At 39.9% G+C, this 15,461-nt stretch carries 14 protein-coding genes; 2 read left to right on the top strand and 12 right to left on the bottom strand.

The annotated features are described in order from the left end of the window. Positions 1-61 precede the first annotated feature (61 nt). The 7 genes from Q7A53_RS03325 to Q7A53_RS03295 form a co-directional block, all read right to left on the bottom strand. The gene (locus Q7A53_RS03325) at positions 62-1,063 is read right to left on the bottom strand and encodes a zinc-binding dehydrogenase (RefSeq protein WP_411787683.1); all 1,002 of its coding nucleotides are present in this window, start codon (positions 1,061-1,063) and stop codon (positions 62-64) included. Positions 1,064-1,317: 254 nt separating this feature from the next. Next, the gene (locus tag Q7A53_RS03320) at positions 1,318-2,142 is read right to left on the bottom strand and encodes a LysM peptidoglycan-binding and 3D domain-containing protein (RefSeq protein WP_411787682.1); all 825 of its coding nucleotides are present in this window, start codon (positions 2,140-2,142) and stop codon (positions 1,318-1,320) included. 438 nt (positions 2,143-2,580) lie between these two features. Further along, the gene (locus tag Q7A53_RS03315; RefSeq protein WP_411787681.1) at positions 2,581-4,200 is read right to left on the bottom strand and encodes an ABC-F family ATP-binding cassette domain-containing protein; all 1,620 of its coding nucleotides are present in this window, start codon (positions 4,198-4,200) and stop codon (positions 2,581-2,583) included. A gap of 79 nt (positions 4,201-4,279) precedes the next feature. Continuing rightward, positions 4,280-5,623: a DUF2252 domain-containing protein gene (locus tag Q7A53_RS03310; RefSeq protein ID WP_411787680.1), complete on the bottom strand. Its 1,344-nt coding sequence runs from the start codon at positions 5,621-5,623 to the stop codon at positions 4,280-4,282. A gap of 105 nt (positions 5,624-5,728) precedes the next feature. After that, a complete protein-coding gene (locus Q7A53_RS03305; protein WP_411787679.1) occupies positions 5,729-5,935 on the bottom strand; it encodes a cold-shock protein in 207 nt (68 codons plus the stop codon). An 81-nt stretch (positions 5,936-6,016) separates the two neighbouring features. Further along, a complete protein-coding gene (locus tag Q7A53_RS03300) occupies positions 6,017-6,217 on the bottom strand; it encodes a cold-shock protein (protein ID WP_411787678.1) in 201 nt (66 codons plus the stop codon). A 258-nt stretch (positions 6,218-6,475) separates the two neighbouring features. Beyond that, on the bottom strand, positions 6,476-6,979 hold the full coding sequence (locus Q7A53_RS03295) for a superoxide dismutase family protein (protein ID WP_411787677.1): 504 nt from the start codon (positions 6,977-6,979) through the stop codon (positions 6,476-6,478). 133 nt (positions 6,980-7,112) lie between these two features. Here Q7A53_RS03295 and Q7A53_RS03290 point away from each other — a divergent pair, with 133 nt between their 5' ends. Continuing rightward, entirely contained in the window at positions 7,113-7,835 is a 723-nt protein-coding gene (locus Q7A53_RS03290) for a SurA N-terminal domain-containing protein (RefSeq protein WP_411787676.1), read from the top strand. Positions 7,836-8,085: 250 nt separating this feature from the next. Here Q7A53_RS03290 and Q7A53_RS03285 read toward each other — a convergent pair whose 3' ends face one another. The 3 genes from Q7A53_RS03285 to Q7A53_RS03275 all read right to left on the bottom strand — a co-directional run bounded on the left by Q7A53_RS03285 (position 8,086) and on the right by Q7A53_RS03275 (position 13,833). Beyond that, positions 8,086-11,703: a dynamin family protein gene (locus Q7A53_RS03285; RefSeq protein ID WP_411787675.1), complete on the bottom strand. Its 3,618-nt coding sequence runs from the start codon at positions 11,701-11,703 to the stop codon at positions 8,086-8,088. Between the two features lie 247 nt (positions 11,704-11,950). Continuing rightward, complete coding sequence (locus Q7A53_RS03280) at positions 11,951-12,850, bottom strand: gamma-glutamylcyclotransferase (RefSeq protein ID WP_411787674.1); 900 nt, start codon at positions 12,848-12,850, stop codon at positions 11,951-11,953. A gap of 5 nt (positions 12,851-12,855) precedes the next feature. Further along, complete coding sequence (locus Q7A53_RS03275) at positions 12,856-13,833, bottom strand: P1 family peptidase (RefSeq protein WP_411787673.1); 978 nt, start codon at positions 13,831-13,833, stop codon at positions 12,856-12,858. A gap of 80 nt (positions 13,834-13,913) precedes the next feature. Between Q7A53_RS03275 and Q7A53_RS03270 the strand changes: the two genes are divergently transcribed. After that, the gene (locus Q7A53_RS03270; protein WP_411787672.1) at positions 13,914-14,189 is read left to right on the top strand and encodes an acylphosphatase; all 276 of its coding nucleotides are present in this window, start codon (positions 13,914-13,916) and stop codon (positions 14,187-14,189) included. A 41-nt stretch (positions 14,190-14,230) separates the two neighbouring features. Here the strand turns inward: Q7A53_RS03270 and Q7A53_RS03265 are convergent, their stop codons facing one another. Continuing rightward, positions 14,231-14,971 (bottom strand): SDR family oxidoreductase, encoded by a 741-nt coding sequence (locus tag Q7A53_RS03265; protein WP_411787671.1) that lies wholly within the window; start codon positions 14,969-14,971, stop codon positions 14,231-14,233. A gap of 220 nt (positions 14,972-15,191) precedes the next feature. Further along, positions 15,192-15,434: an indolepyruvate ferredoxin oxidoreductase subunit alpha gene (locus Q7A53_RS03260; RefSeq protein ID WP_411787670.1), complete on the bottom strand. Its 243-nt coding sequence runs from the start codon at positions 15,432-15,434 to the stop codon at positions 15,192-15,194. Between the last annotated feature and the right edge of the window lie 27 nt (positions 15,435-15,461).

Below are 15,461 nucleotides of genomic sequence, written 5' to 3'. Positions count from 1 at the left end.
ACCACTGCGGAATTTTTTAACTTAATAAAAGATGGAAGCAAGCAGCCTTTTCCCTTCTAGTTCATAGAGAGGAAAAAGAAATAGCGATCTTACCAAAATTCTTGGATTCTTCAATATATTTAAATGTTTCAAGGTACTCTTCATAAGAGAACACACGATCTAGATGAGGAACAATTTGGTGAGTGGCTACAAAATCAATCATCTCTTTAAATTCTTCGGCACTGCCCATGGTAGAACCTAAAAGGTTGTATTGGCCGTAGAAAAACTTCCGGATATTGATCGTAACTTCATCCTCCGTGGTAGCACCGAATGTTACGATCGTGCCGCCTTTACGAATGATGTCAAGGGACTGGTTAAATGTCGCTGCCCCTACACTTTCAAGCAAGAGGTCCACCGATTCATTTGCTAATTCTTCATTCCAGTCACTATGAGTATCGATCGCACGGTCCGCACCAAGCGAAAGAGCTTCTTTCTTTTTGGCCACTGATCGAGAGGTAACGATAACACGGGCTCCTTTTGCTTTCGCAAATTTTAATGCGAAAGTTAGAACTCCACTTCCAATGCCAGGAAGAAGCACCGTCTGATCCTTAGTTAATTTCCCTCTCGTAAAAAGCGCCCGATACGCGGTCAGTCCTGCCAGTCCAAGAACGCCCGCCTGGTCGTAGTCCAGATGGGCAGGTTTATGTTCCACATATTTTTCAGATTGACAGATATATTCCGCAAATGTACCTTGATCCGGAAACCCGACAATCTCAAACCCTTCAGGCGGAGAATCACTGTTCGTCTCCCATCCTGTGCCGGGATTCAAGACTACCTCATCTCCAGCTTTAAATCTCGTGACACCTTCTCCCACTTCTTCTACTATCCCTGTTGCATCGGAACCTGGGACTAAGAGAGGGTCTTCGGCACCATGTCGTTTTGTTACCACAGATAAATCTCTACGGTTCATGCCTGCTGTAATAATTTTTACTTTTACTTGATTTGAATCTAATGAAGGTTCTTGAATTTCCTTAATGCTTAAACCATCTAAACCAACTTTTCCTTCATGTACAATTGCTTTCATTTTCAAGCACTCCTTCCCTATTACTCTAGGTAATAGTTTATCAATATCAGGTAGGTTCGCAAAGTAATACCCTCTTTAAATAGAAAAGTCAATAAACCACAGAAATCTAGTTTATGATTCATCCTTAGCATAGAACATTTTTACAGACAAAAAAACACGTGAAACCAAGATTGCACATCTGATTTCACGTGTTTTACTTTAAATTTAACCTGTCTTACTTTATAACATATGATCTTCAGTTAGACCATGAAATTTTATTCAGCTAGAACTTGAACTTTTACATCTTTACGACCAAATGCCAAAGCATCCTGACGGTCTGCCATATACACATCGATACGGCTGCCATTAATCGCACCGCCAGTATCGCCAGCAATTGCTACACCATATCCTTCAACGTATACTTTTGAACCTAAAGGAATTACATTAGGGTCTACAGCGATCACTTTCAGATTAGGGTGTGCATTTAAGTCAATCCCTGTTGCTGTTACACCGCTGCAGCCTGCACATGATGCAGTATATGCTGTAGCTTGTGCAGTAAATTCTTTCACTACATCATTACCTGTGTTACTGCTCTGTTTTTGAGTGTTTGATTTTTCAGCCGTTTTATTGCTGGACTGATTACTTTGCTTGGTCTGCTTCGGTGCTTTCTTCTCCGCAGATTTAGTAGATGTACTAGGAGCTTTAGCTGCGCTTGCTTTCACCGCAAATTTATCTCCAGGATAAATCATAGTGGAAGATAAATTATTCCAAGCCATAAGCTGATCTACAGATACTCCATATTTCTGGGAGATCGCATAAAGGGTATCTCCTGATTGAACCGTATAAGTTGTTGAATTATTGTTGCTAGTCGTTGATGGTGTATTTGATTCATTAGAAACGGTTAATTTTTGATTTGGATAAATTAGATTTGAGTTCAAGTCGTTCCATGTTTTCAGCTGGTCCACAGAAACGTTATAGTCTTTTGAAATGCCCCAAAGTGTATCGCCTTTATCAATTGTATATTCTTCAGCACTTACAGTAGATGCAAATGCGCCTGTTAACGTTACCGTAGCTGCTAGAGAGAAAACTGTTTTTTTCATAAATAATGTCCTCCTGTTGATTGTGATCACGTCACAATTAATTTCCTGTGATAACTCCACAATTAATAGACTAACAGAATCTATGAATTATTTAAGAACAAACAGCTAACAGTTCGATTTCAAAATTAACATAAAGATTTCATACACATTACAGTGGAGGGAAAATCCCTTAAAATCAGTGGTTTTAAGACGAGATATTACTTATTTCTACAATAAACAACCCTTATATTCTTTTTATATTTAGGAATGATAGTCGAAAATAGATAAATAAGGAACTAAAAAAGGTAATTTATGATTTACAATCCATTATGTTTCAATTTCGTTTTTTAATCCTAGTTCACAGCGCTGTAGTCCCACTTGCCAATGATCACGATTAATTCCCTTACCAACATGAAAGAAAAAACCTGTCACTTTAACATGACAGGTTTTTCTTAACTATTATTGATAAAGAGCAGCAACTTTCTTCTGTACAGCTGGATCTGCTAAATATTCATCATAAGACATCTCTTTATCAACTAAGCCATTCGGAGTCAGTTCTATAATCCGATTCGCAATCGTCTGGATAAATTCATGGTCATGAGATGCAAACAGAATCGATCCTTTAAAATTAATTAACCCTTTGTTCAATGAAGTAATTGATTCAAGGTCTAAGTGGTTAGTCGGTTCATCTAAAACAAGGACATTAGCTCCAGACAGCATCATTTTAGATAACATACAGCGGACTTTTTCTCCTCCAGAAAGCACTTGCGCTTTCTTAAGAGCTTCTTCCCCGGAGAAAAGCATTCTTCCTAGAAAGCTTCTCAGGAACGTTTCCGTTTCATCTTCTGGAGAATATTGACGCAGCCAATCAACTAACGATAAGTTCGAACCTTCAAAGAATTTCGAGTTATCTTTAGGGAAATAGCTCTGGGTGGTCGTAACTCCCCATTTATAAGAACCGGAATCCGGCTCCATTTCCCCCATCAGGATTTCGAACAACGTGGTCTTGGCCGTTTCACTGCTTCCTACAAAGGCAACTTTATCATTCGGGTTCAAAGTGAAACTGACGTTATCTAATACTTTGACCCCATCAATCGTCTTGGTCAGATTCTCTACTATCAGGAGATCATTTCCAATTTCCCGATTCGCTTGAAAAGCTATATACGGATATTTGCGTGAAGAAGGCTTAATATCATCCAGCGTAATTTTATCAAGCAGTTTCTTACGTGATGTTGCTTGTTTAGATTTCGAAGCGTTAGCACTGAATCGTGCCACAAATTCCTTTAAGTCGTTGATCTTTTCTTCTTTCTTCTTGTTCTGTTCTTGAGCCAGTTTCATAGCTAACTGACTGGATTCATACCAAAAATCATAATTTCCTACGTACACCTGTATTTTCCCAAAATCCAGATCTGCAATATGAGTACATACATTATTTAAGAAGTGACGGTCGTGAGAAACGACAATAACGGTATTTTCAAAATCTATAAGAAAATCTTCCAGCCATTGAATAGCTTTGATATCCAAGTGGTTGGTCGGCTCATCCAGCAGAAGAACGTCCGGGTTACCGAATAGTGCCTGAGCAAGAAGAACTTTTACTTTTTCTGAGCCTGCCAGCTCACTCATCTGCTTTTCATGCAGATTTTCTTTAATGCCTAAGCCTGTTAACAGCCGTGCCGCTTCAGATTCCGCTTCCCAGCCATTCATTTCAGCGAATTCACCTTCCAGCTCTGCCGCCTTCATCCCATCTTCTTCAGTAAAATCACCTTTCATATAGATGGCATCTTTCTCCTGCATAACTTCATAAAGTCTTGCATGGCCCATAATGACCGTTTGAAGTACCTGATACTCATCATACTCGAAATGGTTCTGTTTTAAGACAGCAAGCCGTTGATCATTCTTTAAAGAAACTTCACCAGTCTGCGCCTCAAGTTCTCCACTGAGTATTTTTAAAAACGTAGATTTCCCTGCACCATTTGCCCCAATAAGTCCATAACAATTTCCGGGGGTGAATTTTATATTGACGTCCTCGAACAATTTCTGGTCACCGAAACGAAGACTAACATTATTAACATTTAGCATTAAAAATCCTCCAGTATTTGAATGTATAACATTAGAATTATACCATTCATCTGGAGGATTAAACAGTTTTCTCAAAAATTTATGATTGGAAAGATTCATTTTCCTTCAGCCATTGCTTAAAAAGCTCATAATCATGTTCTACAATATCCTGATAATGATCTGACCATAAGCTTATTTGATGGCGGAATAATTTCTTGTTCGAACCGATCGCCTTTAAAATCGCTTTCTCACTATGGTAGCTCATGATACCTTGTTCAAGATCTGCGTCAGCTCTGGAATGAACTTTAGCAGAAATTTTCCCCATGATCTTCACGGTTTGTTTCACAGCTTTGAAATCATCGAGATGCTTCTCCTTGATTTCTTTGCTGAACGGAGACCGTTCCCGCACATAAAAGTCTCGTCCATGAAGAGTAAAGTAGCCGAGATAAGGGTCCGCTTTATGATGCATGGCTCTTTGCGTGTGAATAACCCGTCGTCCCTGCTGCTTGTTATCTTCCCAAAACTGTTCATCATAAGGAAAGAAATAGGCAGGTATAGGAGTTCTGGCTTCTTTAGCTTCTAGGATCACATCATCATGATGTTTTCCCTTTTCTCCTTCAATTAATATATAATAGCGCTGTAATCCGGTTGAGCCGATACCGGATCCTTTCTTTTTCACCACATCTTTAATTCGGTAGAAAGATTCGGGTTCTCGATTGTCAGGGTGCACAGAAGCAATGTAATCCTTCCAGGCATGCTTCAGCTTTTCCTTCTCCTGTTTGGAAACCGCAGTCAACTTATCTTTACCGATGTCGAACGAACGGATAGAATCCTGATCCACTACGGTTTGTTTTTCCAATTCATGAGATGCTTGTCGTTTTTTTAGTTTCTTTAACACTTTTTTAATTGGACCTTTTGTATTATCTACAGTAAATTGTAGCTTCACCGGGTCTTCGTCGCCATCTTTAAAGGCTTGTAGCTGTTTAATATAGGACTTTAAATAGTGATTAACTAGTTCATCTTGCTTTTCTTTTGAGAAACCAAGCGGACTTGTCATTAGCCTGATGCTTACCACCATCCGCATAACATCATAGAGGTAGGATCCTAAATAGCCTTCATCAAAATCATCAACATCAAAAACAATCTCGCCTTGTTCGTTCTGGAAAGCACTAAAGTTATCAAAATGCATGTCACCCATGATCCAGGTCGGTTTATCTTCAGGTGTATGGAAAGTCAATGGAAGATCCGTAGTGTCAAAGAAATATAAATAAGCACTTCCTCTAAAGAAACTATAAGGATCTTTCTTCATTTTCTGATACTTATTTTTCTGATCCTTGTGGGAAAGGTTCATTAGTTTAGCATCAAATTGATTTAATACCGTTTCTAACGACTGCTTTCTAAGCTTGTCTTTTGTAGATACGATGCGTTCTGCATGATGATCCATCATCTATACCACCTTTTCTAAATTGCATCCTAATCCATTTATACCCTCCCACGAGGCAGAAAAAACAAAAAAACGGCTGCTAATAAATAGCAGCCGTTTTCTTCATTATGACTTATGATAAAGGCTATTGTTTTCTACTACTTGCATGACCTTGCTTGTTTGTTCCATTTTACTGCCGCAGATTGGACAGAGATTTTCTTCGTTGGTACGAAAGTTGTCACGCATCCAACAATTGCAATCCTCGGACGTACACTCCCAAATCTTCGTTTCTTCTTCTTTCACTTCTACCTGGTTTTTTTTACCAAATGCCATTAGAACTGAAACCTCCTCTTGACACAAGATTTATGTAAAAGAGACTGACTTTAGTGAGCCAGTCTCTTTCTAACTTATGCCTTATAGTTTAGTTACGTTCGCAGCTTGTGGTCCGCGGTTGCCTTCTGTAACTTCAAATTCTACAGATTGACCTTCTTCAAGTGCTTTGAATCCTTCTTCATTGATTGCGCTGAAATGTACAAATACATCGTCTTCGCCTTCAACTTCGATAAATCCAAAACCTTTTTCCGCGTTAAACCATTTCACTGTACCTGTTTTCATAGGAATGGGTCCTCCAATATTTCTTAAAATTAATATGCGTTTTGCTATAAAGAAAAAATCACATATTATAAAAAGTACCAATAAACATTGATCACTCTTTATAATAGGTGATTCAGAACTATTCTTCTTAGGATTGGCAGAAACTTTTTTCTTATTAATATAATATACTATTTTTCACCGGTGAAGTCAAGATAGAGCGCCTTTGGAGCCCTATATTTAATAGTATATTCAAGCCCAGGTGTTTTTATTCATTTCTTTTTAAGTTTTTTCGATAATCCCGCAGGCGATTCTCTTCCCAGCATTCCCAGAAGGCTGAGTTCTGTAATCATCAGGCCCTTGATGAATAATAACTGCCCTTCCTATGATTTCATCTACTGTAAAACGATCTGTAAAAAAGATCATACGTGCTCGACCCTGGTTGGAGAAAAGAACCGGAAAGTCTCCTGGGTGATTGCCATGAGGCTGCTGGTGAGGATTCCAATGCCCACCTGCCGAAGAGAATGGCTCTTTTCCATCTCCAAGCTCGCATACACCTTTTTCATGAATATGAAACCCGTGCGGACCGACTTGAGGACCATTCTTTACTCGTTTAAATGGAGGTAACCCTTCCACTTGCACGAATATTTCTACTCCGTAAGGACGCTGGTAAAATTGCATGATGCCTTTAAGATCTGGAGCAAGAGGGCTGCTTAGAAAGGTGACTCTTGCCTGCTCTGCAGTGGCTGCAGGACGATAAGGGTTGTAAGGATAGTACCCGTACATTTTTTTATCCTCCTCCTTTCTTTTCAATTTATGCTTCACGTATTCTAATCATTACTATTCTTCATTTACAAGCTATTTTCCGTGTGCTACACTCACCTGTAATGTCTCAAGATCACAAAAGGAGAGATCCATGATGAAAAAAATGATATTAATGATGATGATTGCTCTTGCAGCTATGATAGGAGTTAGCGCCTGCTCTCAAGATTCTGATGACAGCAAGCAAAGCCAAAGCTCCAATGAGAGTCAACAAGATCAAAGTTCCAGTGATGACAAGAAAGCTTCCAGTGAAAAAGAAGCTACTGGTCCTGTAGCTGTTGTAAATGGCAAAGAGCTTCCACGAAAAGATTTCAACACCCAGCTTGAGAGTATGAAACAGAAATATAAGCAAATGGGAATGGATGTAAGTAAAAAAGAAGACATGCTAAAGAAAAACGTCGTAGATCAAATGGTTGGTGCTGAGCTGATCAGTCAAAAAGCAGATAAAGAAGGCGTCAAAGTTACCGATAAGGAACTGGACAAGCGTTATTCTGATTTTACAGACCAATTTAAATCTGAAGAACAAAGAAAAAAAGCTTTTAAAGATAATGATTTAACAGAGAAAAAAGTAAAAGATCAACTAAAAGAAAACTTAAAGATTAGTAAATATATCGATAAAAATACAGAAGAACCGAAAGTTTCAGATAAAGAAATTAAAGAGCAGTATGATAAAATGGCTGAACAACAAGATGATGCTCCGAAGTTAGATAAAGTTAAGCCGACGATTAAGAAACAGCTAGTTCAACAGAAAACTCAAAAACAAATTCAATCCATTGTTGATAAACTTCGCAAAGAAGCTGATGTCGAAGTTAAAATTTAAACAGTAAAAAAACCTGGCCAAGCGGTCAGGTTTTTTTATGGACATTCTGCTGTTTGAAATCTACTGTAATTTACTTCGCCTAATCACTATATATGTCACCCCTGTTTTGTCTGACAAATCTAATCCTAGAACACCCCTTCCACCTCAACACAAAACAGGGTGCTGAGAAATTCTCAACACCCTGAAGATTTGGTAAAACACGCTTTTCATCCGATTCATTCTATATTCATAGTTCCTGACTTTCTTTGATTTAGGAATGGATAGTTTCTAACCTGGCATATTGATCCTCGAGTACATTTACTTGAGTGTAGTTTGTTAAACTATAAGACAAACGGTTGAAGAACTGGCGAATTTCCCTTGTCCATTGTTCGGAGGCTTGCTGGAACACTTCATCCCAAATGGATTCATAGTGACGGGTCAGAATATCTTCTCCATCGCCTAACACCTGTTTTAAGTGCGGATTGAACCGAGCACTAAGCGCTTCTTTCATCTCTTCTTTTTCATTTTTTTCAAAAAACGTCTTCGTATTCTTAAACATTCGTAATATATCTTGATATTGCTGCTTATCTAGCTCAAATTTCAGATTAAATTCCGGACTGGAGAGATGATTTAAATCCTCGACAGAAAATTCAATAGAGCTGTGAATCTTTCTTAGCTCCTTCTCTAGTTCAGCTTGTTTTTGCTGAAGCAGTTCTGTCAGCAGCCGTTCAATTCTTAAGCTGACTGCTCTCAATTCCTGCTTCATTTCAAAATCAATTTCTCTCACCAATCTTTCCCCGGCTGAATCCACTTGTTCTTTCACATTTTCATTTTTTCCATTAATTACTGCTGGATTAAATTGCTGCTTAAAGAAATCATGGAAATTTAACATCATTCTCTCGTGGACATAATGAATTTGCTTTTCGACTTTATGTCGGATTGGTTCATATTCTGAAGTTCCGTTGAGCTTTTCAATAACGGAGACAGCCTGGTCTTCATTTTCCTGATACGTTTTAAGCTGAAGCTCGCGTTCTTGTTGATTAAGCTTGGCGTGACGGATAAATTCATGTAACGAATCCTTGGCCGCTTTGATATCATGGTAAATCGACTGGATGAGAACATCGGCTAATTCTTCATGTAAAAAACGGCTGAACCTGTCTTCAAAGACATTCATCCCTGACTGGCCGGACTTATTGTCCATCTTCTCACTCAGTGCTTGAAGACTTGATAAGGAGTACAACCGCGGATGGCGAATGTTAAAGCGCGTGAGCTGGTCTTTTAAATAGCTTTCCACCTGCTGGACTTCTTCAGGGGAATCTGCTAAATCACTAGCATTAATAATAAAGAACATTTTATCCATGGCAAACGTGTCTTTCACGCGGCCAAGCTGAGTTAGAAAAGCTTGATCGGCTTTAGAAAACGGGTGGTTATAATACGTGACGAAAAGAACAGCGTCGGCATTCTTTATATACTCGAAAGAAACATCTGTATGTCTGGCATTCACTGAATCTGCTCCCGGTGTATCTACCAGAGTGATGCCCGCCCGTGTCCATTCGCAATCATAATAAAGCTCCATCCATTCAATGAAACAAGACTTCTGTTCCTCAGCAACGAAGGATGAGAATTGCTCCCAAGTAATGGTCATTTCAGTACCAAAATATGGGCTCATATAATCATATCCGGATTGAAATGCCTTAATAAACGACAACTGTTTTTGCTCCAGTTTCTTGAAATCTTTATCGGTCCATTTATTGATTTCTACCATTAATTCCTCTGTGTCTTTTGCTTGTAAAGATCGTTGATGAATCAATTGAGAAAAATCCTCAAGCAGCTGCTGTTCTGTTTTGACTTTTACGCGTATAGTCCGGTCTGGGAATTGTTCTGTTGGCGGACAGATTTTGTTAATTGTGGCCGTCGTAGGATTAGGAGAAACCGGCAGAACACGGTCCCCAAGCAGTGCATTGGCAAAGGATGATTTACCCGCACTAAACGCACCAAACAGTGCCACTGTATAACTTTGGTTAGCTAAGCGATTCTGTTTCGTTTGCAATTGCTCATATAAATCTTTTAGTCCTTCCGTTTCCTGTAAAACGGTTAATGCTTCCTCTGCATGTTTCATAGCTTCACTGGAAGAGGTCTCCCCCGCATCTTGTTCAGCCGAAGCTTCCCATTCCTGTTTACTTGGCAAAGGTTGATTAGAAAAGTCCGTGACAGCTTCAAGAGATTTGAGCTGGACTTGAACCTCCCGTTCTTTCAAGGCCTTCTTTACATGTTCATCTAGCTGATCAGACTGCTCGGAAATAGACAATTGTTGCTTTAACAATTTGCTTGTTTGATGAAAATTTTCGTCCAGCTGATCAAGCTTCTTTTCGATGGCCTTCTTATTCTCTAATGCCTGGATAATCTCTTTATACTGCTCTTTTTCATCCCTATTTCTTTCCTGGAGAATCTCTTTCATTCGTTCCTGCCATTCAAGCAGTCGGGTTCTGTATTGTTGTTTAATATCTTTCGCCACTTGTTCCGTATACCGTAGTACGTAATCACCGGTCACAGATGCGCCGGGTTCAATTAATTTTCTCAGCCGATCTTTTTCATAGGAAAGAGAAAACTGCTGGATTTCTTCAATAATAGAGGAGTCTTTAATCTCAAAAGCATCGATGATTTCCATTATCCGATCTCTTAATGGCCATTTGAGATTTTTCTCCATTACGTCTATTAAACCTGAATAAAAATCATTTTCTCTTCGCTGTAGTTCTTCTTCTGTTTTCTTTTTTGTGAACAGCATTCCAACTTTAAATCCAGACTGACTGGCTTCTAAATAAGCTTTAGCCTTGTCACGCAATGTGCTTGGCATTAGGTAAGCATTAGGCAGAAAGGATAAGACTCGTTCTTTAAATTGCCGATGTAGTTCTTCACTCTTCTGTTCCTGCTCAAGGAAGTAGGCTTCCCAATCTTGAATATGATCATTGGCCGCAAGAATATGGGTGGCCGTTTCCTCTTCCTCCAACAGTTCCTGACGCTTCTCCTGAAAGATTTCTTCTTCTTCGCGGATTGTATCGTTGACGATCGCTTGAGCATCTTTGCTCGCCTGCTCTTCTATTTGTGAATAATCTCTATTAAATAATTCCTCGAAATCAGAAACCAGTAAATCTAACTGGTTCTCACCAACCGTTTCATTTTTCAAGGAAGTATAATAAATTTTTTCAGGTGTGATCCCCCACTGCTGAAGAGAAGCCTGGATGCTCTCTTTAAACTCCTTGAAACTTAGTTCGGAGTCCTGGTGTTTGTCTACTTGATTCACCACTATAGAAAAAGGGGTTCCCCTGGTTTGCATATCTAACAAAAATCTCAAATTCACTTCGGACTGCACATGGTTATAGTCCATAATATAGTACATGTAATCCATTAAATGCAGCGATGACTCAGTAATTAACCGATCGGCATCATTGCTGGAATCTACCCCTGGGGTATCAAGAAGTGCTACGTGTTCAGGTAATTCATCAAGCGGACGACTAATGTCAACACCGGTAATCTCCTCGCCATTCAGACACATTTCCTTTACTGTTTCAAAATCAATATCGCCGTCGTATCTCTCGGGCGGCCCTTCCCTAAACCGGGTAACGGTGTAGGGGGAACCTGATAATAACTTTACAATATTAGCACTCGTAGGAATGGGACTGGAAGGTAAAATCTGTGTGTGAACCAGTCTGTTTATCATGGTTGATTTACCAGCAGAGAAATGGCCGGCAAAGCCTATCATCATTTGTCTGGATTGAATCTTACTAATTAGATCAAGCACTTTACTTGCTTGTTCTTTTTTCTCTATTTTTAATAAATGATTATATAAATGGTTTAATTGTGTCCCAGTCTTCGCTGTAGTGACAGTCATCAGCCAAACTCCTTTTTAGTTAAGCTCGCGGCTCCTAATTCATTACTCTCTATTCTACTCAATAACCTGCCTAAGCCTCAAGTAGTAAACGCTATTTTCTTAAGATCCGCTTACAGGAAGTAAAGTAGAATTAGTAAGAGAAATTATCAATGAGCCTACTGTCCGACTTACTTGCCTTTATTCACAAACTGAAATGTTCTGAGAAACACGGCCAATAATTAGACTATCTTTTCCGATTCTTAAAAAGTTAATCAGAACCTTTCCTTGCGGAGGAACTCTCCTTCAAATACTGGTCAAACCCTTTCACTTGTAGCTGATGGAACCGTTTCTCTACCTGCGATAAATAAGCGGCGGTAAGATGCGGCCCCCCTCCTCTGTGAATTTCTCTTGCATAATGCAGCGGCGGAGTTAAATCTTCTTTTTTGTGAATAACGGTAAATGACAAAACCTCTATTTTACGAGAGTTATGTAAATCGACTTCCACGACTACTGGTCGATAGCCGCCAGTAAACACTCCCTCTCTCTGATAGAGGTAATCAAGCGCCTCTTTTTCCACTTGGTAAACCAATCCCTCTACATGCGCGCCTTTTTTCTCAGCTATATCTGCTCTTCCACCATCTTTAACATGGTGGGAGAAACGAAGCTCATAATCATCCAGCCGGGCAGCTCCTATCATATTCTGAAATAGGTGATCTACCTTGCCAATTTGGAATCTTTCCTGGTCCATACATGAACCATAGGCAAGATAATAATAACATTCCTGCTTCAGAAGCTGTCTTACTTTCCAGTTTCCATGAGGTACCTCAGGCAATTGCCTTCCAGCTTCCTGTTTTCCCCATTTATAGACGATTGCCTGATGATGACCTTGATCCGTCGTGACTTTAACTTCCTCCCGGTAAAATAATGAAGAAGGATCTTCGGCCCGGTAACCTTCCAAATAATCAAGCTTTTTTAAGAAATGGGGTGGGATTTCATATAGCTCTCCGTAAGTAATGGCCTGAGGATCATTAATTAAGAAAGGATAGTAAAATTCCCCTTCCGTCAGTCTGCCCGAAATCCAGGCTTGCTCGGCTAATAAATCAGCTCCTTTTAAATAATGATGATTTACCTCATTTTTTCGTAATGATCCATAGACAAAAACTTTCATATACTTCACTTCCTTTTAAATATATCTCTGTAGGCAGGCAATCCATAGGCTGTATTGGCTGCTTTAACCGCCCGCAAGACAGCCTTTTCTACTACAGACACTGCCAGCATGCTTAATCCATTTAGGTCAACCTCTATTTTATTCGTTGAGAGAGTAAACAATGTATCTCCATCCACAAAGGTGTGAGACGGCCGCATAGTTCTAGCCAAGCCATCATGTGCAATGGAAGAAAGTTTGTTAGATTGAGCTTTGGTTAAGACTGCATTCGTGATGAGAGTTCCGATCGTGGTATTATCATTAAATCGATTCGTCTGCCGCTCCTGCAGCTGGCTGATCAGTCCGTGCTCCGAATTCATAAACTTATTTTCTCCACGGTTATAAGCGCCGGCGACAATACTATTAGAAGCTGGATCAATCACATCTCCGAAACAATTGACTGCGATAATGGCACCCAACTGCAGATCACCCGCTTCAACCGCCGCCCAACCCAATCCTCCCTTCATGGAATAATCCCCGCCATAAATTTTCCCTACCGAAGCTCCTGTTCCTGCTCCCACATTCCCTTCAAAAAATGGTGTATCAGAAAAAGCTTTGGCACAAGCATTATATCCCATCAGCTGGTTTGGCCGTACTTCGGCGTCGCCTACGTTTAAATCAAACAAAATCGCTCCCGGTACGATCGGCACAAAAGTCTTACCTACATCAAATCCGATCTTCTTCCTCTCTAAATATTCCATAATTCCCCCTGCCACATCTAAACCGAAAGCACTTCCACCGGCCATAAAAACGCTGTGAACCCTATCTATTAAATTCTCTGACTTTAATAAATCGGTTTCTCGGGTTCCCGGCGATCCCCCTCGGACACTGACACCGGCAGCAGCACCTTCCTCACAAACTATTACTGTACAGCCTGTCCCCGCTTCCTCATGCTGAGCGTGACCCATTCGAAAACCCTGAATGGCCTGAATATCAATCGCTTTCATGAAAAAAACTCCTTTCATAGGGTTTTTATAAGACAAAATAAGGTAATAAACTACTATAATCATTGGGAGGTGCTTTTTTTATGCCATTCACGCAAATTGTAGTTCACGGCCAAGTCCAGGGAGTTGGCTTTCGTGCTACAGCTAAAAATATCGCAGATCAACACCAAGTCAAAGGGTGGGTGAAAAATACCGCATACGGTGCAGTAGAAATTGAAGCAGAAGGAGATCAGGAAGAACTCGATGCCTTCATTGGAAAAATAAAAGATGGCCCCACACCATTTGCTAAAGTTGAATCTGTTGATATTGAACGGAAAGAGGAGCTAAAGGGATATAAAGAATTTAAAATTGTACATTAAGAATAAACCGCAGGGCTGACCTGCGGTTTATTAATTTATATTCATTTCTTATGCATTGGACGGACGATCACTTCATTTACATTAACATAGTCTGGCTGGGTGGCCGCATATGCTACAGCACGTGCAATATCTTTTGCCTCCAGGGGCTCCATGCTATGATCTTTGAACATCTCAAGTACTTCTCCATCTGTAATATGATCTGTTAATTCGGTATCTACCGCACCTGGGGAGATATTCGTTACCCGGACACCTGAACGAGATAACTCTTTCTCCATTCCCATGGAGAGGGCACGTACCGCATACTTCGTTGCACTATAGACCGTACTGGATGGAAACACTTCATGGCCAGCCACAGAAGAAACATTGATAATATGGCCAGACTCCTGTTCAATCATTGATGGTAGAGCGGCATGAATACCAAATAGTACACCTTTTATATTAACGTCAACCATCTGCTCCCATTCATCAACATAATCATTTTTAAGAAAAGAAAGAAGCATGACACCGGCGTTATTAACTAATAGATCCACACTTCCGAATGAATCTTTCGTGAGTTTCACCAGATTCTCCACATCTTCCCTGTTCGTTACGTCTGTTTCTGCAACCTTCGCAGCAACATTATATTCTTTCTCTATTTGCTGAGCGAGCTCTTCAAGTCTTTCGGATCGACGGGCGGCCAGAACCACATTCGCACCTTCAGCTGCCAAGTGCTTAGCAATTGCTTCGCCTATCCCGCTGCTTGCTCCCGTGATAATTGCTGATTTGTCTGTCAGAGTAGCCATAATAAATTTCCTCCTTGTAAGAACTTCATTTAGAATTTACCCGATTTCTCACGTTCTTAAGCTTATGTACCGGTAAAAAGTGGGTCCTTCCTGAGTCTGGAAACCAGCATGATGCAATAAAAAATCCGAACGATGATGGAAGTATGCCGTTAACATATCATCATCGTTCGGATTTAATAATCACTAAAAAATAGCTGTCCCAGCGTCTTTCTATCTGTTTCTACTGCTGTTCTTCAAAAAACTTGCGGTTCAATTCGATGTATTTGTTTTCCTCTTCAGGAACTTCGTCCTCAATATAAATAGCTTCCACAGGGCAAACCGCTTCACAAGCACCACAATCTATGCAAATAGCAGGATCGATATAGAACATATCTTTTCCTTCTTCAATACAGTCAACAGGGCACACATCCACACATTCGCCTGATTTTTCTTCTTTACAAGGGGATGTAATTACAAACGACATGAAAATCTCCTCCTTTTTGTAGAATTA

The sequence above is a fragment of the Halobacillus rhizosphaerae genome, assembly GCF_046719735.1.
GTDB classification, from domain to species: domain Bacteria; phylum Bacillota; class Bacilli; order Bacillales; family Halobacillaceae; genus Halobacillus_B; species Halobacillus_B rhizosphaerae.
Note: the sequence above shows the minus strand (reverse complement) of the source record. Positions and strands in the feature narration are given on the sequence as shown.